Source organism: Paractinoplanes hotanensis, assembly GCF_023717965.1.
In the GTDB taxonomy this organism is placed as follows: domain Bacteria; phylum Actinomycetota; class Actinomycetes; order Mycobacteriales; family Micromonosporaceae; genus Actinoplanes; species Actinoplanes polyasparticus.
Map to the genome: position 1 here is coordinate 102,916 of NZ_JAMQOL010000019.1, position 21,286 is coordinate 124,201.

Annotated in this window: 19 protein-coding genes; 17 read left to right on the forward strand and 2 right to left on the reverse strand. The window is 72.7% G+C overall.

The genetic code is table 11. From position 1 onward, the window contains the following. Positions 1-7 precede the first annotated feature (7 nt). Genes LXN57_RS16085 through LXN57_RS16095 form a run of 3 tightly spaced genes read left to right on the forward strand, consistent with a single transcriptional unit; the run spans position 8 to position 2,404 of the window. Positions 8-442 carry a hemerythrin domain-containing protein gene (locus tag LXN57_RS16085; RefSeq protein ID WP_251798965.1) on the forward strand — a complete coding sequence of 145 codons (435 nt, stop codon included), beginning with the start codon at positions 8-10 and terminating at the stop codon, positions 440-442. Next, positions 429-1,601 (forward strand): alanine racemase, encoded by a 1,173-nt coding sequence (locus LXN57_RS16090; protein WP_251798966.1) that lies wholly within the window; start codon positions 429-431, stop codon positions 1,599-1,601. Before LXN57_RS16085 ends, LXN57_RS16090 begins: the two co-directional genes overlap by 14 nt. Before the next feature lie 38 nt (positions 1,602-1,639). Continuing rightward, the gene (locus tag LXN57_RS16095) at positions 1,640-2,404 is read left to right on the forward strand and encodes a 2-phosphosulfolactate phosphatase (RefSeq protein ID WP_251798967.1); all 765 of its coding nucleotides are present in this window, start codon (positions 1,640-1,642) and stop codon (positions 2,402-2,404) included. 3 nt (positions 2,405-2,407) lie between these two features. Here LXN57_RS16095 and LXN57_RS16100 read toward each other — a convergent pair whose 3' ends face one another. Then, entirely contained in the window at positions 2,408-3,418 is a 1,011-nt protein-coding gene (locus LXN57_RS16100; RefSeq protein WP_251798968.1) for an aldo/keto reductase, read from the reverse strand. A 47-nt stretch (positions 3,419-3,465) separates the two neighbouring features. On the opposite strand from LXN57_RS16100, the gene pdxR reads away from it, so the two are divergent. The 8 genes from pdxR to LXN57_RS16140 all read left to right on the forward strand — a co-directional run bounded on the left by pdxR (position 3,466) and on the right by LXN57_RS16140 (position 11,643). Next, a complete protein-coding gene (gene pdxR / locus LXN57_RS16105; protein ID WP_251798969.1) occupies positions 3,466-4,833 on the forward strand; it encodes a MocR-like pyridoxine biosynthesis transcription factor PdxR in 1,368 nt (455 codons plus the stop codon). Positions 4,834-4,896: 63 nt separating this feature from the next. Continuing rightward, positions 4,897-5,595: a hypothetical protein gene (locus LXN57_RS16110; protein WP_251798970.1), complete on the forward strand. Its 699-nt coding sequence runs from the start codon at positions 4,897-4,899 to the stop codon at positions 5,593-5,595. Positions 5,596-5,665: 70 nt separating this feature from the next. Next, the gene (gene aspS, locus LXN57_RS16115; RefSeq protein ID WP_251798971.1) at positions 5,666-7,468 is read left to right on the forward strand and encodes an aspartate--tRNA ligase; all 1,803 of its coding nucleotides are present in this window, start codon (positions 5,666-5,668) and stop codon (positions 7,466-7,468) included. 12 nt (positions 7,469-7,480) lie between these two features. Continuing rightward, a complete protein-coding gene (locus tag LXN57_RS16120; RefSeq protein ID WP_251798972.1) occupies positions 7,481-8,275 on the forward strand; it encodes an SDR family oxidoreductase in 795 nt (264 codons plus the stop codon). Positions 8,276-8,397: 122 nt separating this feature from the next. Beyond that, entirely contained in the window at positions 8,398-8,886 is a 489-nt protein-coding gene (locus tag LXN57_RS16125; RefSeq protein ID WP_251798973.1) for a GyrI-like domain-containing protein, read from the forward strand. Between the two features lie 5 nt (positions 8,887-8,891). After that, positions 8,892-9,560 carry a hypothetical protein gene (locus LXN57_RS16130; protein WP_251798974.1) on the forward strand — a complete coding sequence of 223 codons (669 nt, stop codon included), beginning with the start codon at positions 8,892-8,894 and terminating at the stop codon, positions 9,558-9,560. Between the two features lie 84 nt (positions 9,561-9,644). Beyond that, positions 9,645-9,863: a hypothetical protein gene (locus tag LXN57_RS16135; RefSeq protein ID WP_251798975.1), complete on the forward strand. Its 219-nt coding sequence runs from the start codon at positions 9,645-9,647 to the stop codon at positions 9,861-9,863. A gap of 118 nt (positions 9,864-9,981) precedes the next feature. Beyond that, on the forward strand, positions 9,982-11,643 hold the full coding sequence (locus LXN57_RS16140) for a replication-associated recombination protein A (RefSeq protein WP_251798976.1): 1,662 nt from the start codon (positions 9,982-9,984) through the stop codon (positions 11,641-11,643). Positions 11,644-12,920: 1,277 nt separating this feature from the next. Here LXN57_RS16140 and LXN57_RS16145 read toward each other — a convergent pair. Next, positions 12,921-14,156: a hypothetical protein gene (locus LXN57_RS16145; protein ID WP_251798977.1), complete on the reverse strand. Its 1,236-nt coding sequence runs from the start codon at positions 14,154-14,156 to the stop codon at positions 12,921-12,923. A gap of 1,125 nt (positions 14,157-15,281) precedes the next feature. On the opposite strand from LXN57_RS16145, the gene LXN57_RS16150 reads away from it, so the two are divergent. From LXN57_RS16150 to mltG, 6 genes are all read left to right on the forward strand, one after another. Then, positions 15,282-16,004 carry a hypothetical protein gene (locus tag LXN57_RS16150; RefSeq protein ID WP_251798978.1) on the forward strand — a complete coding sequence of 241 codons (723 nt, stop codon included), beginning with the start codon at positions 15,282-15,284 and terminating at the stop codon, positions 16,002-16,004. Between the two features lie 76 nt (positions 16,005-16,080). Beyond that, positions 16,081-16,533 carry a DUF948 domain-containing protein gene (locus LXN57_RS16155; RefSeq protein WP_251798979.1) on the forward strand — a complete coding sequence of 151 codons (453 nt, stop codon included), beginning with the start codon at positions 16,081-16,083 and terminating at the stop codon, positions 16,531-16,533. A gap of 64 nt (positions 16,534-16,597) precedes the next feature. Continuing rightward, positions 16,598-16,879, forward strand: coding sequence for a hypothetical protein (locus tag LXN57_RS16160; RefSeq protein WP_251798980.1), 282 nt, complete (start codon positions 16,598-16,600; stop codon positions 16,877-16,879). Then, positions 16,876-19,560: an alanine--tRNA ligase gene (alaS, locus tag LXN57_RS16165; protein ID WP_251798981.1), complete on the forward strand. Its 2,685-nt coding sequence runs from the start codon at positions 16,876-16,878 to the stop codon at positions 19,558-19,560. Before LXN57_RS16160 ends, alaS begins: the two co-directional genes overlap by 4 nt. Positions 19,561-19,627: 67 nt before the next feature. Further along, positions 19,628-20,086 (forward strand): Holliday junction resolvase RuvX, encoded by a 459-nt coding sequence (gene ruvX / locus LXN57_RS16170; protein WP_251798982.1) that lies wholly within the window; start codon positions 19,628-19,630, stop codon positions 20,084-20,086. Beyond that, complete coding sequence (gene mltG, locus LXN57_RS16175; protein ID WP_251798983.1) at positions 20,083-21,279, forward strand: endolytic transglycosylase MltG; 1,197 nt, start codon at positions 20,083-20,085, stop codon at positions 21,277-21,279. The genes ruvX and mltG overlap by 4 nt, the downstream gene beginning before the upstream one ends. The last annotated feature ends 7 nt before the right edge of the window (positions 21,280-21,286 follow it).

The window sequence follows — 21,286 nt, forward strand, 5'->3', positions numbered from 1 at the left end:
CGTCAGCATGGGTTACGACGATGAGCGGACTCGGTTCCGCGCCTACGGGAACCAACTGATCGGCGCGCACCTGCGCCTGCGCGAGATGGTCGACGACCTCTACGACGCGCTCGACGAGGGTCGCGACCTGCGGCTGCACTGCCTGACTCTGTGCACGGCAGTGACCAGACACCACACAGCCGAGGACGCGACAGTGTTCCCGCTGCTGGCCGAGCGGCATCCGGAACTGGCTGATTTTCTGGGTGACCTGCGACGCGACCACGAGATCATCGGGGGGATGGTGCACCGGCTGGAGTCGGCGACCACGCACGAGGAGCTGGACGGGCTCAGCGCGGTGCTGGAGACGCATTTCATCGGTGAGGAGAAGCGGCTGACCGGCGTGCTCAACGCCCTGGAACCGCTCGGCGACCTGGGGATCGAGGTTGTGGATGGACGTTCCTGAGGTGATCCCCGACTGGCGGAGCAAGGGATTCTGGTTGCCCGAGGGCACGTTCCCGCTGGATGCGAAGCCGAGCCTGTTCGGCGGGCTGTTCACCTGGCCGCTGCTGGTGCTGCGGCGGGACGCGGCCGAGGCCAACATCGCGACCATGGCCGCGTACGCCCGGCGGCACGGGTGGGAGTTCGCCCCGCACGCCAAGACGACCATGGCGCCCGGACTGCTCGCCCGGCAGCTGGACGCCGGGGCGTGGGGCCTGACCGTGGCCACCCCGAACCAGGCGCTCGTGCTGCGCAAGCTGGGCGTGCCGCGGGTGCTGATCGCCAACGAGGTGCTCGACCCGACGGCCCTGCGCTGGCTGGCCGGGCCGGACGAGATCTGGTTCCAGGTCGACTCGGTCGCCGGGGTGGCCGCCGCAGCCCGGGCCGGGGGCCGGTTGCGGGTTCTCGTCGAGCTGGGGCACGACCACGGGCGTACGGGGGTCCGGACGCTGGGCGAGCTCGAAGAGGTGGCCCGGGCCGTGGCGGCGGCGCCCGGCCTCGAACTGGCCGGTCTCACCGCGTACGAAGGTCAGCTGCGCAGCGAGCGCGAGGTCGACGACTTCCTGGACCAGGTCGTCGCCGGGTTCGTCCGGCTGCGGGACGCGGGGCTGCTGCCGGAGCGGCCGATCCTGTCGGCCGGTGGCAGCGCGTGGTTCGACCGGGTCGTCGCCCGCATCGACGTCGACGCCCTGCTCCTGCTGCGCAGCGGGGCGTCGGTCACCCACGACGACGGGTTCTACCGGGAGCGGACGCCGTTCCTGCGGGTGCCCGGCGAGGGGCCGCTGGCGGCGGCGCTCGACCTGTGGGCGCAGGTGATCTCGACGCCGGAGCCGGGGCTGGCCCTGGCCGGGATGGGCAAGCGGGACGCGCCGTTCGACGAGGGACTGCCGGTGCCGATGGAGATCAGGCGGCCGGACGGCACGTCGGCGCCGGCCACCGGTCTCGAGGTGACCAAGCTCAACGACCACCACACGTACCTGTCCATCGGGGACGCCCGGCTCGAACCGGGCGACCTGGTGCGGTTCGGAATCTCGCATCCGTGCACGGCGTTCGACAAGTGGCGGCACATCCCGGTGGTCGACGCGGACCGCCGCGTGGTGGACGTGCTGGCCACCTGTTTCTGATCTCGTCTCCGCCGGCGGACTGCGAGCAAGGAGGATCGATGGCTGTCGCTGATGGGCAGGGTGTCTTCCGGGTCCGGTTCGATTGGGGGCCGGTCGGCGCGGACGCGGTCGCGCCGGGTGCGGCCTACGTAGCCGTGGTGGACGTGCTGTCGTTCACGACCACGCTGACGGTGGCGATCGAGCAGGGCATCAGCGTCCTGCCGTACCGCTGGCGCGACGACTCGGCGGTGGCGGTGGCCCGGCTGCACGGGGCGATGCTGGCCGTGCTGCGATCGCAGGCCGGGCCGGGGCAGATCACGCTGTCGCCCGAGAGCATCCTCAACACCGACCTGGAGGCCGCGAAGATCGACCGCCTGGTGCTGCCCTCGCCCAACGGATCGGCGATCTCGGCGCGGCTGGCCGACGCCGGCGCCACGGTCGTCGGGGTGTGCCTGCGCAACGCAGCGGTCGCGGCCGAGTGGGTGGCCGAGCGGGCCGCGGGCCGGCCGGTGGCCGTGGTAGCGGCGGGCGAGCGGTGGCCCGACGGGTCGTTGCGGCCGGCCGTCGAGGACCTGTGGGGCGCCGGCGCGTTCCTCGCCGCGCTGGCCGAGGCGGACGGCGGGGCCGGGTTCTCGCCCGAGGCGCTGACCGCGGTCGCGGCCTACCGCGGCGTGGCCGACCGGCTCGCGACCGCCCTGCCGGAGTCGGTGAGCGGTCGCGAGCTGCGGGTCAACGGCTTCGCGGGCGACGTCACGGTGGCCGCGGCCGTCGGCGCGGGCCGGGTGGTGCCCGTTTTGCGCGACGGCTGGTTCGTGCCCGCGTGACGGTCACCCGCGTGCGGGACTGTGGGTGCTGAAGGCCAGCGTGTCGTACGGGAACGGCAGCGGGTCGACCGTGGTCACCGCGTCGAGCCGCTCCACCAGCGCCGCGTCAAGATCCCAGCCGGTCGCGCCCAGATTGGACTCGAGCTGCTGCATGCTGCGCGCCCCGATGATCGGCGCGGTGACAGCCGGGCGGCCGAGCAGCCAGTTGAGGGCCACCTGTGCCTGCTCCCGGCCCGCCTCCCGCGCCACCGCGGCCAACTCGTCGAGCACCCGCCACGTGCGGTCGTTGTCGTACACCGCCCACCGCTCGCCCCAGTTCTCGCTCTCGGCCATGCCGACGCGGCTCCCGGCCGGCGCCGACCCGCCCCGCTGGTAGCGCCCGGTCAGCCAGCCTCCGCGCAACGGGCTCCACGGCAGCACGCCCAGGCCCGCGTCGGCGGCCAGCGGCCCCTGCTCCCACTCGAACTCGCGGTCGAGCAGGTTGTAGCGGGGCTGGATCGCGGCGAACGGCTCCCACCCGCGCTTGTCGGCGACGCCCAGCGCCTTCTGGATCTGCCATGCCGCCCAGTTGCTGACCGCCAGGTGGCGCACCTTGCCGCTGGTCACCAGCAGGTCGAGGGTGCGCACGACCTCGTCCACCGGTGCGGCGGGGTCCCAGCCGTGCACGTGGTAGAGGTCGATGTGGTCGGTGCCCAGGCGGCGCAGGCTGCCCTCGGCGGCGGTCATCACGTGTTTGCGGCCCAGACCCTCGCGGTTGCCGCCCGGGCCCCAGCGCACCTTGGTCGAGATCACCCAGTCGTCGCGGTCGTGCTGCTTGAGCCACCGGCCGACGATCTCCTCGGAGCGGCCGGCCCCGTACGCGTCGGCCGTGTCGAGGAACGTGCCGCCGGCCTCGGCGAACCGGTCCATCATGCGGTGGCTGGTCTCTTCGTCGCTCTCCCGCCCGAAGGTCATGGCCCCCAGGCAGAGCTCGCTCACGGCCAGCGACGTGCGTCCCAGAAATCGATAGCGCATGCGGCCGAGCCTAGGGCCGTATCGGTCCGGTCGTACGATCCGTTGTCATGCCGGAATCCCGTACCAATTCGGCCTGGGAGACGCTGCTCGACCTGCCCGCCCAGGGCCCGCGGCACGTCGCGCTGGCCACGGCGCTGCGGGCGGCGATCCGCGCCGGACAGCTGCCGACCGGCGCCGCGCTGCCGCCGAGCCGTCTGCTCGCGCCGGCGCTGGGCTGCTCGCGCTGGGTCGTCACGCAGGCGTACGCGCAGTTGGCGACCGAGGGCTACGTGAGCGGCCGGACCGGTTCGGCCACCCGGGTGCGCTGGTCCGCGGGCCCCGAACCGTCGCCGCCGGTGGTGGCGGCGACGGCGGTCCGGCCGCGGTTCGACCTCGCCCCGGGGCTGCCCGATCTGCGGGCCTTCCCGCGTCGCCAGTGGGCGGACGCGCTGGCCCGGGCGGCCGCCGACGCCGACCTCGGCCATCCGCCGCCGGGTGGTCTGCCCGGGCTGCGGGCCGTGCTGGCCGAATATCTGGCTCGCTCGCGGGGCGCGGTCACGACGGCTTCCGCGGTGATGATCTGCGCGGGCATCCGGGATGCCGTCGGCCGCCTGTGCCGGGGGCTGGCGGCGGCCGGGCATCGCGAGATCGCGGTGGAGGACCCGGGGTGGGGCGCGCTGCGCTCGGCGGTGACGGCGGCCGGCCTGCGGCCTCGGCCGGTTCCGGTGGACGGCGACGGCCTGCGGGTGGCTGAGCTTCCTTCCGGCGTACGGGCGGTGTTGCTCTCGCCCGCCCACCAGTTCCCGACCGGCGCGGTGCTGTCGCCGGCCCGCCGCGCCGCGCTGATCGACTGGGCCCGCGTCGTCGACGGGCTGATCGTGGAGGACGAGTACGACAGCGAGTTCCGCTACGACCGTAAGCCGGTGGGCTGCCTGCAGGGCCTCGACCCGGATCGGGTGGCGCTGGTCGGCTCGGCCCACAAGACCCTGGCCCCGGCGGTCGGTGTCGGCTGGGCGGTGGTTCCGCCGGCCTGGCGTACGGCCGTGGAGACCGGCCCGGGACCGTCGGTGATCGACCAGGCCGCGTTCGCCTCGTTCGTGGCCGCCGGCCGCTACGACCGGCACCTGCACCGGGCTCGTCAGCGCTACCGCGCCCGTCGCGACCTGTTGATCGCCGAGCTGTCGGGTCACCTGCCGGGTGCGACGACGCAGGGCGTCTCGGCCGGGCTGCACGTGGTCTGCTCGTGGCCCGGTCTGGACGAGACCGAGGTGGCCGCCGCGGCCCGTTCCGCCGGCGCCGGCGTGATGACGCTGGCCGACTACCGCACGGCGCCCGGCCCGCCGGGGCTGGTTCTCGGTTACGGCAACATCAGCGACGCCGCCATACCCCGGGCGGTGGCCGTGCTGGCCTCGGTCAGTCGCCTGGCCAGGGGATAGAGGGATGGCGTTTAGGCGGCTTAGGGTCGCTTCATCCGGTTTGCCGAGCGTTCGGAGCCGCCGATGTCGACATTTCGCGCCACCAGCAACACGCCGCCCAAGGCCCGCGACCCCTACCCGCTGAACCCGGCCAAACCGCGCCCGGACGATCCCGGGGCGCCGATCCCGGACGGGCCGACCGAACGGATCGGCGGGCGGTCCGGCCGGCGGTGCGGGGCGGCCTTCGTGGCCACGCTGGTGGCGCTGTTCGCGCTGAACGTGGCCGGGGTGGCGATCTTCGTCTCGTGGCGGGCGTCGAACCTGGCCCGGGTCGCGATGGAACAGCCCGCGCCGGTGGCGGAGGCGCCGCCGGGGCCGGAGAGCTTCGATGTCTCGTACGCCCAGGAACCGCTGCGGGTGCAGGTGGGGTGCTCGGCGGTGCTCTTCCTCGACCTGGACGAGCCGCGCTCCAACGCCGCCGAGAAGGCCGGCGACCTGCGGTACGACAGCCGCTGCGGGGACCAGCCACCGAGCCTCGTGCTCGGGCCGGGCGCGGCCGGCGGCAGTCAGGTCCGCAGCCGGGACCTCGACGCGGCCGGGTGCGCCCGCGCCATCCGGACCAGCCCGATCGGGCCGGGGGCCAGTGTTCCCGTACGCAAGGGGACCGTTCTCTGTGTGCTGACCGCGGCCACCCCGGCCCGCATGGTGCTGGTCGAGATCGTGGATGTGGGCGCGACCGGTACGGCCGGGATGCGGGCCACCTCGTGGAAAGTCGCGGGCTGACGGCGGTCGCCGCGGGCGCCCCTGACAGAATGTCGGGTGCGCCCCAGACCGTTTGTGAGGAGTCCTTCCCGTGATTCGTACCCATGACGCCGGCACCCTGCGCGCAAGCGACGCCGGCACGACGGTGACGCTCGCCGGGTGGGTCGCCCGCCGGCGCGACCACGGCGGTGTCATCTTCGTCGACCTCCGTGACGCCTCGGGCGTGGTCCAGGTCGTCTTCCGCGAGGAGGACGCGCACGCGCTGCGCAACGAGTTCTGCGTGCTCGTGGTGGGCGAGGTGTCGGCGCGGCCCGAGGGCAACGCCAACCCCGAGCTGGCGACCGGCGAGATCGAGGTGGCGGCGTCGCAGCTCACCGTCCTCTCCGAGGCCGCCCCGCTGCCGCTGCCGGTCGACGACACGATCACCGCGTCGGACGACCTGCGGCTCAAGTACCGCTATCTCGACCTGCGCCGCTCCGGCCCGGCCAACGCGCTGCGCCTGCGCTCGCGGGCCAACCAGATCGCCCGCGAGGTGCTGCACGCCCGCGACTTCAACGAGATCGAGACGCCGACCCTGACCCGGTCGACGCCCGAGGGCGCCCGCGACTTCCTGGTGCCCGTGCGCCTGCAGCCCGGCACCTGGTACGCCCTGCCGCAGTCGCCCCAGCTGTTCAAGCAGCTGCTCATGGTGGCCGGCATGGAGCGGTACTACCAGATCGCCCGCTGCTACCGCGACGAGGACTTCCGCGCCGACCGGCAGCCCGAGTTCACCCAGCTCGACATCGAGATGTCGTTCGTCACCCAGGACGACATCATCGCCCTCGGCGAAGAGATCGTCTCGCGGCTGTGGAGCGAACTCGCCGGCTACCAGGTGCAGCTGCCGATCCCGCGGATCACCTGGACCGACGCGATGAACCGCTACGGCTCCGACAAGCCCGACCTGCGCTACGGCGTCGAGCTGACCGAGCTCACCTCGTACCTCCAGGGCACCGAGTTCCGCGTCTTCGCGGGCGCCATCGCGGCCGGCGGCTACGTCGGCGCGGTCGTCATGCCCGGCGGCGCGGCGCAGACCCGCAAGGAGCTCGACGGCTGGCAGGACTGGGCCAAGGCCCGCGGCGCGCGCGGTCTCGCCTACGTGGTGCTCGACGCCGAGACCGGCGAGGCCCGCGGCCCGGTCGCCAAGAACCTCTCCGAGGCCCACCTGGCCGGCCTGGCCGACGCGGTCGGGGCCAAGCCGGGCGACGCGATCTTCTTCGCCGCCGCCAACGAGCGCCGCGAGGCGCAGGAACTGCTGGGCGCGGCCCGCATCGAGATCGCCAAGCGGTCCGGCCTGATCGACGAGTCGGCCTGGGCGTTCTGCTGGGTCGTCGACGCCCCGATGTTCGAGAAGACCGACGAGGGCGGCTGGACGGCGGTCCACCACCCGTTCACCTCGCCCAACGACGAGTGGCTCGACCGCTTCGAGGAGGCGCCCGACCAGGCGCTGGCCTACGCGTACGACATCGTCGTCAACGGCAACGAGATCGGCGGCGGCAGCGTCCGTATCCACCGGGCCGACGTGCAGAGCCGGGTCTTCGACCTGCTCGGCATCACGCCGGAAGAGGCGCAGGACAAGTTCGGCTTCCTGCTCGAGGCGTTCAAGTACGGCCCCCCGCCGCACGCCGGCATCGCGCTCGGCTGGGACCGCACCTGCATGCTGCTCAGCGGCAACGAGTCCATCCGCGAGGTCATCGCGTTCCCCAAGACCCGCGGCGGTTACGACCCGCTGACCACGGCGCCGACCCCGATCACGGCGCAGCAGCGGCTCGAGGCCGGCATCGACGCCAAGCCCAAACCCACGGCCGGCACGCCCGGCACCGACGGCCAGGCTGTTCCCGTGGAGCGCTCGAACTGATCTGATCGAGGCATGAGCACTCTCCTCGTCGGCGCATCGGGTTTCCTCGGTTCCGTTCTGGCCCGTCAGGCGACGGCCGCCGGTCATGCCGTGGTGGGCACAGCCACCACGGCGTCCGGGGGCTGGGTGCCGATGGACGTCACGGATCGCAAGGCGGTGCGGGCGCTGATCTCGGCCGTACGCCCGAAGCTGGTCATCAACAGCACGTGGGGCGGCTGGGCAGTGTCAGCCGACGGGGCCGCCACCGTGGCTGCCGAGGCCGCTGCCGTCGGAGCGCGGCTGGTGCACGTCTCGACCGACGCGCTGCACGCCGGCCGTCCCGCGCCGTACACAGAGGACGACCCGCCGACGCCGGTCAGCCTCTACGGCGCGGCCAAGGCGGCGGCCGAGACAGCGGTGACCGCGATCGACCCGTCGGCGGTCATCGTGCGCACGTCGCTGATCTACGGCAACGGCGAGGGCCGATTCGAGCGGTTCGTGCGGGGCCTCCTCGACGGGCAGCCGGGCACGTTGTTCACCGACGAGATTCGCTGCCCGATCCACGTCGACGACCTGGCCGGCGCCCTGCTCGAACTGGCCGACTCCCGGTTCGCCGGCGTCCTCGACGTGGCCGGGCCCGAGGCCGTCTCGCGGGTCGAGTTCGGCAGCCTGATCGCCCGCGCGCACGGGCTCGACCCGTCGGCTCTGCCCGTCGGGATCAGCACCGAGGCCGGGCTCGGGCCGCGCCCGCTCGACGTCAAACTCGACACGTCGCTGGCCCGCTCGGTGCTGCGCACCCGGCTGCGCCCGGTCTCCGAGGGCGTCTGACCAGGCCGGGGCAGCTGACCGGCCGGGTCGGCGGGTCGGCTGCGGCTGCTCGCCGGGCTCTGCGACCGGCCAGGTCAGCGGGTCGGCGTGCGGCTGATCGCCGCGGCTGTGAGACTGGCCGGGTGGAGCCGACGATTGTCGAGAGACCCGCGCAGGTGTACGTGGGCCGGCGCGAGTCGATCACCATGACGCAGTTCGCGCGGGTCGCCGACCACCTGCCGACCATGTTCGCCCGGCTCGGCGAGCGCGGCGCGGCGGTCGCGGGCGCGCCGTTCTTCCGCTACCGGGTCATCGACATGTCGGCCGACCTGGTCATCGAGGCCGGCATCCCGATAGCCGGCCCGATCGAGCCGCCCGCCCCGATGTTCGTCGAGACGCTGCCCGCCGGTCGCTACGTCACGGTCAGCCACGTCGGCCATCCGGACGAGTTGATGGCGGTCACCGCCCGCATGCTCGACTGGGCCCGCGACCGCGGCCTCGAGTGGGACATGCAGCCCACCCCGACCGGCGAGGTGTGGGGCTGCCGCCTCGAGGTGCTGCTGACCGACCCGGCCGAGCAGCCCGACCTGCACAAGTGGCGCACCGACCTGTTCTTCAAGCTCGCGGACTGAGCCCGGTGACCGGGGAGCAGCCCGCCTGGCGCCGGCCCACCGACCCGGAAGCCCGCTGGCCGGCCGCGCTCGCGGTCGTCGTGATGGTCGCGATCCAGATCATGCTGCCCGACCGGCTCACGATGGGGCCGCGCTGGCTGCTGCCGGCGATCGAGGTCGTGATGGCGGTCGTGCTGGTCGCGGCCGATCCGAAGCGGATCAAGCGGGACACCCCGGTCCTGCGCCTGGTCGGTCTCGGCCTGATCGTGGTGGCCAGCCTGGGCAACGTGTGGTCGGTGGCGATGCTGGTACGGGACATCCTGACCGGGCACGACACCGGCTCGGCGAGCCAGTTGGTGGCCGTCGGCGGCGCCATCTACGTGTTGAACGTGCTGTCCTTCGCGGTGTGGTTCTGGGAGCTCGACCGCGGTGGCCCGGCCCGGCGGGCGCGCGGCGAGGACCCGTACCCGGACTTCCTGTTCCCGCCGATGACCTCGCCGCAACTCGCGTCCAAGGACTGGGAGCCGTACTTCCTCGACTACCTCTATGTCGCCTTCACCAACGCGACGGCGTTCAGCCCGACCGACACGTTGCCGCTGTCGCGGTGGGCCAAGTCCGCGATGGCCCTGGAATCGGCCATCGCGCTGCTCATCGCCGTCCTGCTGATCGCGAAGGCGGTCAATGCGTTGCCTTGATCACCCACTCCAGGGTGGAGTTTGCGCGGGACCGGCTGCGGGGTATCTGCGTGACACGGCTCTCACCCCTCGGAGGAAAACATAATGCTTGCCATCGCCGCCGCAGTCGTCTTCGGGGTCTGGCTCCTGCTGGACCTGCTCGACACCAACCTGGGCGCCCCCGACCTGTTCAACTTCCAGACCATGGCCTCCCTCGGTCTGCTGCTGCTCGCCCTGTACCTGGCCGGTGTGGGCAGCGGGCCGCGGGCCGGCAACGGCACCTCGGGCCGCCGCTTCTACGGCCGTCGCCCCGGCCGCGGCTGAACCCGCCCCGCGCCACCACTCCGCGAGCCACCGGCGCCCCGCCTGGCACGGCTCGCACCCGGCCCGCCGCCACGTGGATTCAGCATCCCGTTCCGGCGGGCCGGTACTGTTTCCACCGATGGAATCAGACGGCCTCTTCTCCCTGGCGCAGCCTGGTGGCGCCACTCAGCCCGCCGGCCCGGCGGACGGTTTCAGCTCCCCGGCCGCCGACTCCCCGCTGCCGGTACGCATGCGACCCGCCTCGCTCGACGAGCTGGTCGGCCAGGAACACCTGCTCGCGCCCGGTGCCCCGCTGCGTCAGCTCGTGACCGGGGCCAGCCCCATGTCGGTGATCCTGTGGGGCCCGCCCGGCACCGGCAAGACCACCATCGCCCACCTCGTGGCCGGCGCGACCAACCGCAAGTTCATCGCCATGTCGGCGCTGTCGGCCGGGGTCAAGGACGTGCGCGCGGTGATCGACACGGCCCGCCGCGAGCGCCGCTACGGCGGCCCGCCGACGGTCCTGTTCATCGACGAGGTGCACCGCTTCAGCAAGACCCAGCAGGACTCGCTGCTCGGCGCCGTCGAGGACAGGACGGTCACGCTGCTGGCGGCGACCACCGAGAACCCGTACTTCTCGGTTATCTCGCCCCTGCTGTCGCGCTGCGTGCTGCTGACCCTGCAGGCGCTCGACGACGACGACGTGCGCGGCCTGCTGCGCCGCGCGGTCGCCGACGAGCGCGGGCTGGGCGGCGCGGTCACGCTGTCGGCCGAGGCCGAGGAGCACCTCGTACGCCTGGCCGCGGGCGACGTGCGCAAGGCGCTCACCGCCCTGGAGGCGGCGGCCGGCTCGGCGGCCGCCCAGGGCGTGGCCGAGATCGACCTCGCCACGGCCGAGAAGGCGGTCGACGTGGCGGCCGTCCGCTACGACCGGGACGGCGACGCGCACTACGACGTGACCAGCGCCTTCATCAAGAGCATGCGCGGCAGCGACCCCGACGCGGCCCTGCACTGGCTGGCTCGCATGCTGGTCGCGGGCGAGGACCCGAGGTTCATCGCGCGGCGCATCGTGATCTTCGCCAGCGAGGACGTGGGAATGGCCGACCCGCAGGCGCTGCTGGTCGCGACGGCGGCGGCCCAGGCCGTCCAGAACGTGGGTCTGCCCGAGGCCGGGCTCAACCTGGCCCAGGCCGTGGTGCACCTGGCCACCGCCCCGAAATCCAACAGCGTCACCACGGCCATCGGCGCTGCCATGGCCGACGTCCGGGCCGGCCGTGGTGGTGCGGTGCCCTCCGCCCTGCGCGACGCGCACTACCCCGGCGCGCGCGGATTAGGGCACGGCCGGGGTTATCGCTATCCGCACGACGACCCCCGCGGGGTGGTGAAACAGCAGTATCTGCCCGACGATCTGGCCGACGCGGAGTATTACCAGCCGACCGACCACGGCGCCGAACGGGCGATCGGCGAGCGGGTGCCCCGGCTGCGGCGCATCGTCCGTGGCCGGGCAAACACGCAGCGTACGGGGGATGCCCCGGCAACCGGGACAGACCGCGCGGTGGGTGGTGCCCCGGCCGCCGATGAGGGACGCTTTGCCGCGAACATCACACCGGAGAAGTCACCACCCCCCGTCGTGGCTGATCCGGCGCAGGACGGGCCCGGCCCGACAGGCGCCGATCCCGGGGCCGCCGCCTCCGATGGGAGCGCGACCACAGCCCGGGCTGGTAGCGTCGCCGATCCGGGCCCGACCGGCACAGAACGGTCCGACGACAGCGGCTCCGCCGCCGGAAAGGAACAGCCGTGACCCCGCGCGGTGCCGATCGGCCCGACGACGACGCTGACCTGCGCAACGAGCAGGCCGGCGGTCGAAAGGGACGCCGATTCGGCCGCGGGCGCCCGGCCGAGCCGATCGAACCCGAGGTCATCGGCCAGGAGGAAACCGGCTGGCTCGACGACCTGCGCACGGCCAAGGAACAGCGCGGCGCGATCGGCCCCGGCACGCTCGCCGGCGAGACGCGCTACAGCAAATCGGGCCGGATGGCCCCCGGCCCCGACGACAAACCGGACGACAGCTTCCCCGCCCTGGACGCCGACGCGACCCCCGGCCAGCCGCCCGGCAACAACGAACAGCCAGCGCCCGGTCGCCCGACTCCGCCGCCCCGCCAGCCCGGCCAGGTCTCCGGAGCGCGTCCCGTCCCGGGCCAGGCCGCTCCGGGCCGGGCCGGCGTGCCGCCCCAGGGCGCCGCCCAGGCGGGCCCACCCCAGCGTGGCGCGGCCCAGGCCGGCCCTCCGCCGGGTGCTCCGCAGCGTGGCGCGGCCCAGGTGGGTCCTCCGCCGGGTGCTCCGCAGCGTGGCGCGGCCCAGGTGGGTCCTCCGCCGGGCCCACCCCAGCGTGGTGCGGCTCAGGCGGGTCCTCCGCCCGGAGCCCCTCAGCACGGCGGCGTTCAACCCGGGGCTCCGCAGTACGGCGGCGTCGAGCCCGGGGTTCCGCAGTATGGCGGCTCTCAGCCGGGTTCCCCGCAGCACGGAGGGCCGCCGCCGCAGGCAGCACCGGGTATGCCGAGCGGACGGGTCCCGGGCCGACAGGGTGTAGACCCGCGCGGCTTCGATGGCATGACTTCCGGGCCCATCGTGCCCGCCTCCGGCAACGCGCCCGAGGTTCCTTCGGTCCGGCCGGTGTCCCCGGCTTCGCGGCCCGTCTCCCCGGGCAGTCCGACCCGCGGTCGTGACCGCTTCCGCGCCGACGGCCCGCCGCCGGGCGGTGCCGGGCGGCCGGTGTCTGGAGCGGAGTTCGGTGGACCCGACACCGGCTCCGGCCGGCCTGTCTCGGGCGGCCCGGGCGAGTACGGCGGCGCGGGGCGTCCCGTGTCCGGTGCGCCCGGTGGTGCGGACTTCGGCGGGCGCCCACCGGCGCCGGGTGAACACGGCGGGTCTGGCCGCCCGGTTTCGGGAGCGCCCCGGAGCGACTTCGGCCGGCATGGTTCTGCGCCCGGGCGGCCTGTGTCGGGTGCACCCGGTGACGAGAACTCCGGTCGGCGAGCAGCCGGGCCGGGCGAGTACGGCGGCGCGGGGCAGCCCGTGTCAGGTGGACCCGACGGCGCGAACGTCGGTAGGCATGGCGCCGGTCAGCCTGTGTCGGGTGCGCCCGGCGACGAGAACTCCGGTCGGCGGGCAGCCGGGCCGGGTGAATACGGCGGCGCGGGGCGGCCCGTGTCGGGTGCGGATGGTGCGAACTTCGGCGGGCGTGGGCCCGCGTCGGGCGAGTACGGCGGTGCCGGTCGGCCGGTTTCCGGTGAGCCGGGCGGTTTTGGTGAGCGCGGCTCGACCTCCGGTGACTACGGCCGGGCTGGGGCGGGGCGGCCCGTGTCCGGTGCTCCGGGTCAGGCCTTTCCGGGCGGCGGGCCCGGCTACACCGGCGCCGGCAGCGGGAGCGGGCCGATCGCCGGGCGCCACGGTCGTGGCGACGAGGACAGCCCGGGTGAGCGGACCGGACGGCACGGCACCCCGGATGCGGGGAAGCGCGGCCGGAGGTCCGGTGACTCGGGCGCCTTCGGAAGCGCACCGGACTTCACCGAGCAGGACGGGCCGCATGGCGGTGGCCGCGGCAACGTGCCGGCGCAGGGTGGCCGCGGGCCTCAGGGCCGTGGCGGCCCGGCCGGACTCGATCAGGATGCCCCCGGTGGGCGTCATGGCGGTGCGAGTGGCCCCGGCCAGGTCGGTCCTGGCGGGCGTGGGTCTGACGGTCCCGGTCAGCGCGGTTCTGGCGGGCGTGGGCCCGATGGCCCCGGTCAGGGCGGCACCGGTGAGCGTGGTGGATCCACGGGGCGTGTTCAGGGCGGGCGTGGCCCGGGCGGCGCCGGGACTTCCGGGCACACCGGAGGCTTTCCCGTAACCCCGCCTGGCGGCGCCGGGCCGGCGCGGGGCGCGGCTGTTGTGCCACCGGTCGTGCCGGGGCGCGAAGGCGTCCGGGCGCCCGCGGTTCCCGGACGGGCCGGGGCGATGGCCGGGCACACGTCCGGTGTTGTCGCTCGGCCGGGCGAGGGTTCCGGACGGGCCGGTCCGCGAGGCAACCAGCAGAGCGCTAACCAGCAGGGCGGCGGTCAGCCACAGGGCCGCGGTCGGGCGGGACAGCAAGGGCCGGGCCGGGCCGGGATGGGCACGGGCGCCGTACCTGTCCGTCCGGTATCGCCGCCCGTCGGGCCGACGTCTCCCGGTCAGCCGTTGCACGGGCAGAATCCTGCCGGTCAGCCGTTGCACGGGCAGAATCCTGCCGGTCAGCCGTTGCACGGGCAGAATCCTGCCGGTCAGCCGTTGCATGGGCAGAGCCCCGGGGGGCAGGCACAGAGTCTTTACGGACAGGCCCCGCAGGGGCCGGCCCACAGCCAGGACGCCCACGGCTCGGTTCCGGGTGAGTACGGTCAGCTTTCGCGCGCCGGCAGTGTTCCGGGAGCGCCGCGGGGCGAGGCCGATCAGGACGACTTCGAGCGGCCACGGCACGGTGAGCCCGACCGGGTTCCCGGCGAGTACGGCCAGTTGTCGCGGGCCCAGGCCGTTCCGGGGCAGCCGCCCCGGGCCGCGTTGCCCCCGGCCGGGCGAGGCCGCGCGGGCGAGTCCAGCGGTGAGGGTCCGGGCGGCCGGGGAACGGCCGGCCGCGGATCGCCAAGCGTCAGCCTGCCTCCGGCCGGCATGGGCCCGGGCGGTTCTTCCGGGCCGGGTAGCGGTTCCTCGGGTGCGCACGCGTTGGGTGCGCGCGGAGCCTCCGGTGCTGCAGTGGTCGGCGGAATCGCCGGTGCGGCGGCCGCCGGCGCAGCCTCGGTGGGCGGCCCGGCGAGCGGCGCAGCCTCGGTGGGTGGCTCGGCGAGCGGTGCAGCCTCGGTGGGTGGCTCGGCGAGCGGTGCAGCCTCGGTGGGTGGCTCGGCGAGTGGTGCGGCCTCGGTAGGCGGCTCGGCGAGTGGTGCGGCCTCGGTAGGTGGCCCGGCCAGCGGCGCAGCTTCGGTAGGCGCGGCGAGTGTGGGTGGCGCAGCCAGCGGTGCGGCCTCCGTCGGTGGCCCGGCCAGCGGCGCAGCTTCGGTTGGTGGCGCCGCAGGATCGGCGGCCGTTCGCAGCGGAGCACCCGGCAGCGCGGCAAGGAGCACGCCCGGCAGTGCGGCACGGACTGGCCCGGCAACAGGCAGTTCGGCAAGGAGCGGCCCGGGAACGGGCGGATCGGCGGCAGCAGCCGGCTCGGCCAGAAGCGGTCCGGCCCGGGGTGCGGCCGGTGCGGCGTCGGTCGGGGCGGCCTCCGTCGGCGGTCCGGGGGCGGCCAAGGCAGCCGCCCGCGTGGGGGCTGCGGCGGTTGTCGCGCGGCCGGACGCGCCCGGACGGGCTGCGGTCGACAGTGGTGCGGGCGCGGACGGCGTACCCCCCAGGGGTGAAGCCGGCGCGGCCCGGGTGAGCTCGCCCGTGATCGGCGCCAGAGCCGCCGCGGCGAGAGTCGCCGCCGAAGCGGGCGACGAGGACGAGCGCGGCGGCGGATTCCTGGAACGACTGCGCACCCAGCGCAAGCTACGCATGGTGACCCTGGTGTCGCTGGCGGTCGTCGTGCTGGTCGTGCTGCCCGCCTTCTTCGGGCTGCGGACCGCGAGCAGCGACCCGGTCTTCGGCTCGCTCGACTCGCTCGAGGTTCCGGCGTGGGCCGAGCAGAAGGTCGACGACAAGAGCGACGGCAGCCGGTGGTGCTTCATCGACTGCACGTTCCGGGAGCGCACCGCCGAGTCGCAGAGGTCCATCCCGGAGACGACCGCGGCGTACACCTCGGCCCTGACCAGCGCCGGATGGGCGCCGTGGAAGGTCGTGGAGTGCCCCGAGGTGCCGATCCCTGAGGGCGACAGCACCACCTACAGCTGCTTCAAGCGCGACGAGTTCACACTGGACCTGCGGGTCAGCCAGCCCGAGTGCCAGGTCGACCAGGTCGCCGCGAACGATCCGTCCGTGGCCGGGGCCACCGCGCCGCCGGCACCGGCCAAAGGCCAGTGTGTCGGGTCGGCCGTGAGCATCAAGGTGCAGAACGCCATCGCCGACTCCCGCGGCAAGCCGGACCCGCAGAAGAGTCCGCTCATCGGCGAGACTCCCGACACGGTCATCACGGAAGATCCGCTCCTGGAGCCGACACCCACGGCGTCGTGACGCGGGCTGCGGTCACGGACGGTAGGGTCTGCACGTTGCCACGCCGAATAGTGACCTTGTAAGGGAGACGCGCCTGATGGACGCCGGACAAATCGCAGGCCTGATCGCGGCGGGCGCCTTTCTGATGCTCGTCATCGTGCTCGCCGTGCCGATCCTGAAGCTGGGCCGGACGGTTGACGCCGCCACCCGCGCGATCAACGACGTGACCGACCGCACGGGCCCGCTGCTGACCGACGTGAACGAGACCGTCCGCAGCGTGAACGCCACCCTGGGGCAGGCGCAGGTCTCACTGGACACTGTGAACGTGCAGCTCGCCAAGGTCGACACGATCACCGAGCACGCCGCGCACGTCACCGCCAACGTGGCCAACCTGTCCACCGTCGTCGCCGCGGCCGCCGCCAACCCGCTGGTCAAGGTGGCCTCGTTCGGGTACGGCCTGCGCAAGACCGTCGCGGCCCGCCGCAACGCCGAGGAGGCGCGCGAGGTGCGCGAGACCCTCAAGCAGCGCCGCAAGGCCGCCCGTCGCTGAGACGCACGGCTGCGCCAGAAGACGCACGGTTGCGTCAGAACTCTTCAGAAGGGAACCACCCGCTATGAAGCGGCTGCTCTGGCTGGGCGTGGGCCTGGCCGTCGGTGCGATCGTCGTCCGCAAGCTGACCCAGAAGGCGAACGAGTTCACCCCCACCGGCATCGCCACCTCCTTGTCGCAATCCGCTGGCGGCGTGGTCGAGTCGGTGCGTAGCTTCGTGGATGACGTCCGCGTGCTCGCGGCTGATCGCGAGGAACAGATCAACGAGGCGTTCGCCAAGGGTGAGCTGTACGAGGACGAGGACGAGGACGAGGACGGCCAGGACGGCCAGGAGGGGAACCGATGAAGACGGCGGAGATCAAGCGGCGCTATCTGGCGCATTTCGAGGCCAACGGGCACACGGTCGTGCCGAGTGCCCCGCTGCCCGCTATCGACGACCCCAACCTGCTGTTCATCAACGCCGGCATGGTGCAGTTCGTGCCGTACTTCCTGGGTCAGCGCACCCCGCCCTTCAAGCGTGCCGTCAGCGTGCAGAAGTGCATCCGCACGCCCGACATCGACGAGGTCGGCAAGACGTCCCGGCACGGCACGTTCTTCCAGATGAACGGCAACTTCTCGTTCGGCGACTACTTCAAAGAGGGCGCGATCAAGCTCGCCTGGGAGCTGGTCACCAACCCGGTCACCGCGGGCGGTTACGGCCTCGACCCGGAGCGGATCTGGCCCACCGTCTACCTCGACGACGACGAGGCGTACGGGTTCTGGAAGGCGATCGGCGTCCCCGAGTCCCGCATCGTGCGCCGGGACAAGAAGGACAACTACTGGTCGATGGGCATCCCGGGCCCGGCCGGCCCGTGCTCCGAGATCTTCTACGACCGCGGTCCCGAGTACGGCCGTGAGGGTGGCCCCGCGGTCGACGAGGACCGCTACATGGAGATCTGGAACCTGGTCTTCATGCAGTACGAGATCACCGATGTGCGCTCCAAGACCGACTTCACCGTGGTCAGCGAGCTGCCCAACAAGAACATCGACACCGGCATGGGCCTCGAGCGCGTCGCGTCGGTGCTCCAGGGCGTCGACAACCTGTACGAGATCGACGAGGTCCGCCCGATCCTGGCCCGCGCGGCCGAGATGACCGGCAAGATCTACGGCGCGCACTCCGGTCACGTGGCCGGTGAGTCCCACCCCGACGACGTACGCCTGCGGGTGATCGCCGACCACGTGCGCACCGCGCTGATGCTCATCGGCGACGGCGTCACGCCGAGCAACGAGGGCCGGGGCTACGTGCTGCGCCGGATCATGCGCCGGGCCATCCGCTCGATCCGCCTGCTGGGCTGGCAGGCGCCGGCGCTGCCCGAGCTGCTGCCGGTGGCGCGCGACTGCATGGCGCCGTCGTACCCGGAGCTGGCCGAGGAGTTCGGCCGGATCTCCACGTACGCGTACGCCGAGGAGGACGCGTTCCTGTCCACACTGCGCGCGGGCACGACGATCCTGGACACGGCGATCACCGACACCAAGAAGTCGGGCGGCGCCAAGCTCAGCGGTGACCAGGCGTTCCAGCTGCACGACACGTACGGCTTCCCGATCGACCTGACCCTCGAGATCGCGCAGGAGCAGGGCCTCGAGGTCGACCAGGACGGCTTCCGCCGGCTCATGGCCGACCAGCGGTCGCGCGCGAAGGCCGACGCGGCGGCCCGCAAGACGGGACACGCCGACCTCAGCGCGTACCGGAACGCTCTGGATCTTGGTGGTCCGGTCGAGTTCACCGGTTATCAGGAGGTGCAGCGCGAGTCGCGGGTGCGGGCGCTGATCGGTGGCAGCGGCGCGGTCGAGGTGGCCGGCGAGGGCGACTTCGTCGAGCTGGTGCTCGACACCACGCCGTTCTATGCCGAGGGCGGTGGCCAGCAGGCCGACACCGGCGTCATCAACGTCGGCGGCGGCCAGCTCGAGATCGTCGACGTCCAGCAGCCGCTGCCGGGCCTGATCGTGCACAAGGCGCGGGTGATCCGCGGCGAGGTGCGTACGGGCGAATCGGCCGAGGCCGAGATCGACGTGACCCGCCGCAAGGCGATCTCGCGCTCGCACACGGCGACCCACCTGATCCACCAGACGATGCGCGCCTTCCTCGGCGAGTCGGCGACCCAGGCCGGTTCGCTGAACGCGCCGGGCCGCCTGCGGTTCGACTTCAACACCCCCGGGGCCGTCTCGCCCGCGGTGCTGAACGACGTCGAGCAGCAGGTCAACGAGGTGCTGCTGCGGGACCTCGAGGTGCACGCGTTCATCACCTCCCAGGAGGAAGCGCGCCGGCTGGGTGCGATGGCGCTGTTCGGTGAGAAGTACGGCGATGAGGTCCGTGTGGTTGAAGTCGGCGACTACGCACGTGAGTTGTGTGGTGGCACGCACGTCGCCCGCTCGGGTCAGCTGGGGCTCGTGAAGATCCTCAACGAGTCGTCGATCGGCGCCGGTGTGCGCCGGGTCGAGGCACTGGTCGGCATCGACGCGTTCGGCTTCCTGGCCAAGGAACACCTGCTGGTCAGCCGCCTGGCCGAGCTGTTCCGGGTGCCCGGCGACCAGGTGGCCGACCGGGTCGAGCAGACGGTCACCGCGCTGCGCGACGCCGAGAAGGAGCTCGAGAAGATGCGCGCCCAGATGGTGCTGGGCGGCGCGGGCACTCTGGCGGCCCAGGCGAAGGATCTGCGCGGTGTCGCGTTCGTCGGCACCGAGGCTCCCGAGGGCGCGGCCGGCAACGACGTTCGTACCCTGGCTCAGGAGATCCGCGGCAAGATCGACGCGGCTCGTCCCGCGGTGGTCGCGGTGGCGGCCCGCTCGAACGGCAAGGCGTCGCTGATCGTGGCGATCAACGCGGCGGCGAAGAGCCGTGGATTCTCCGCGGCCGATCTTGTCAAGGGCGCGCTGTCCGGCCGGGGTGGCGGCAACGCCGACCTGGCCCAGGGCGGCGGGCTGCCTGCCGACCAGGTTCCGGTGCTTCTGGCGGCGGTCGAAAAGGCCGTGGACGAGGCCGCCGCGTAAGCTCATCGTTCGGTCCGGCCCGAAACGGTGGTCGGGGTGGTCGGACGGGACTACGGAGGGTGGCCGGATGAGCGCACTGTCGCGGGGTAGGCGACTGGGCGTCGATGTCGGTAAGGTGCGCGTCGGGGTTGCGATCAGTGACCCTGACGGGATCCTGGCCACCCCCCTGGTCACGGTGCCCCGTGACATGGGCGCGGCAGACGATGCCGTGCCCGGCGACATAGCTGAGCTCGTCCGCCTCGTGGGGGAACACGAGGTGGTGCAGATCGTGGTGGGGCTTCCGGTCCGCCTCAACGGGGCCGAGGGACCTGCCGCCATCGACATTCGTGCGTACGCTGGGCGACTGGCGTCGGCGGTCGGCGAAGTGCCGATCGCTCTGGCGGACGAAAGGATGTCGACCGTGGTTGCGACCCGTAGGCTGGCCGAACGTGGCGTCCGGGGCAAGCGCCAGCGGGCGGTCGTCGACCAGGCGGCCGCGGTGGAGATCCTGCAGAGCTGGCTGGACGCGCAGCGGAGGCAGAGATGATCGACGAGCTGGACCTGGCGTTCGACGAGCATGCCGAGAAGGGCAAGCCTCGCCACCGGCGGGGCGCCCGTGGTGCCAAGAAGAGCACGGGCAAGTCCGGCATCGCCTTTGTTATGGCTTTTGTCCTGCTGGCCGCGCTCGGTGGTGGGGTCTATTTCGGCTACAACAAGGTCAAGGGCTTCTTCACGGCGGCCGACTACGACGGCGCCGGCGGCGAGGCCATCCAGGTCACGATCGAGAAGAACGCGACCCTGACCGACATCGGCAACACGCTGGTCGAGTCCGACGTCGTCAAGAGCACCAAGGCCTTCGTCAACGCCGCGGACGAGAACCCCAAGGGCAAGAACATCCAGTCCGGCACGTACAACCTGAAGAAGCAGATGTCGGCTGAGAGCGCCGTGACGCTGCTGCTCGACCCCAAGACGCGCGTCACCCGTGGTGTCACCCTGCGTGAGGGTCTGACCATGATGCAGACGTTCGACCTGCTCTCCAAGGCCACGAAGATCCCGTACGACGACTTCGTCGAGGCCGCCAAGGACCCGATCGAGCTGGGCGTGCCCGACTTCTGGTTCAACCGCCGCGACAACAAGCCGGCGAAGAAGACGGTCGAGGGCTTTCTCTACCCGGACACGTACGAGTTCGACCCGAAGCTCGATGCCAAGGGCGTGCTCGAGGTGATGATCGCCAAGTTCCTCGACACGACCACCGAGCTCGGCTTCGTCGACACGGTGCAGAAGAACCTCGCGGTCTCGCCGTTCGAGGCGCTGATCGTGGCGTCGCTGGCCCAGGCCGAGTCCGGCGCCGACCCCGACACCCCGAAGATCGCCCGGGTCGCCTACAACCGCACGTACAAGCAGAAGCCGGCGATGCCGCTGCAGTTCGACGTCACCGCGAACTACTGGCTCCAGCTCAAGGGCAGCGCGGCCAAGCACTCCGGCCAGCTCTCCAAGGCCGAGCTGAACGACCCCAAGAACCCGTACAACTCGGTGAGCCAGGCCGGGCTGACACCCGGTCCGATCGACAACCCGGGCCGGAAAGCGCTGGAGGCCGCCATGAAGCCGGCCACCGGCCCCTGGCTGTTCTTCGTGGCCGTCGACAACAAGGGCAACTCAGCCTTCGCCGTCACCGACGCCCAGCACGAGGCCAACATCGACAAGGCGTGCGCCAACGGCATCAAGCTGCAGTGCGACTAATCTGGTC

Bases quoted from the DNA above. Each gene is read 5' to 3' on its own strand.
- LXN57_RS16085 (WP_251798965.1), top strand. From the start codon at position 8: ATGGGTTACGACGATGAGCGGACTCGGTTCCGCGCCTACGGGAACCAA.
- LXN57_RS16090 (WP_251798966.1), top strand. From the start codon at position 429: ATGGACGTTCCTGAGGTGATCCCCGACTGGCGGAGCAAGGGATTCTGG.
- LXN57_RS16095 (WP_251798967.1), top strand. From the start codon at position 1,640: ATGGCTGTCGCTGATGGGCAGGGTGTCTTCCGGGTCCGGTTCGATTGG.
- LXN57_RS16100 (WP_251798968.1), bottom strand. From the start codon at position 3,418: ATGCGCTATCGATTTCTGGGACGCACGTCGCTGGCCGTGAGCGAGCTC.
- pdxR (WP_251798969.1), top strand. From the start codon at position 3,466: ATGCCGGAATCCCGTACCAATTCGGCCTGGGAGACGCTGCTCGACCTG.
- LXN57_RS16110 (WP_251798970.1), top strand. From the start codon at position 4,897: ATGTCGACATTTCGCGCCACCAGCAACACGCCGCCCAAGGCCCGCGAC.
- LXN57_RS16120 (WP_251798972.1), top strand. From the start codon at position 7,481: ATGAGCACTCTCCTCGTCGGCGCATCGGGTTTCCTCGGTTCCGTTCTG.
- LXN57_RS16135 (WP_251798975.1), top strand. From the start codon at position 9,645: ATGCTTGCCATCGCCGCCGCAGTCGTCTTCGGGGTCTGGCTCCTGCTG.
- LXN57_RS16140 (WP_251798976.1), top strand. From the start codon at position 9,982: ATGGAATCAGACGGCCTCTTCTCCCTGGCGCAGCCTGGTGGCGCCACT.
- LXN57_RS16145 (WP_251798977.1), bottom strand. From the start codon at position 14,156: ATGCAACGGCTGACCGGCAGGATTCTGCCCGTGCAACGGCTGACCGGC.
- LXN57_RS16155 (WP_251798979.1), top strand. From the start codon at position 16,081: ATGGACGCCGGACAAATCGCAGGCCTGATCGCGGCGGGCGCCTTTCTG.
- LXN57_RS16160 (WP_251798980.1), top strand. From the start codon at position 16,598: ATGAAGCGGCTGCTCTGGCTGGGCGTGGGCCTGGCCGTCGGTGCGATC.
- alaS (WP_251798981.1), top strand. From the start codon at position 16,876: ATGAAGACGGCGGAGATCAAGCGGCGCTATCTGGCGCATTTCGAGGCC.
- ruvX (WP_251798982.1), top strand. From the start codon at position 19,628: ATGAGCGCACTGTCGCGGGGTAGGCGACTGGGCGTCGATGTCGGTAAG.
- mltG (WP_251798983.1), top strand. From the start codon at position 20,083: ATGATCGACGAGCTGGACCTGGCGTTCGACGAGCATGCCGAGAAGGGC.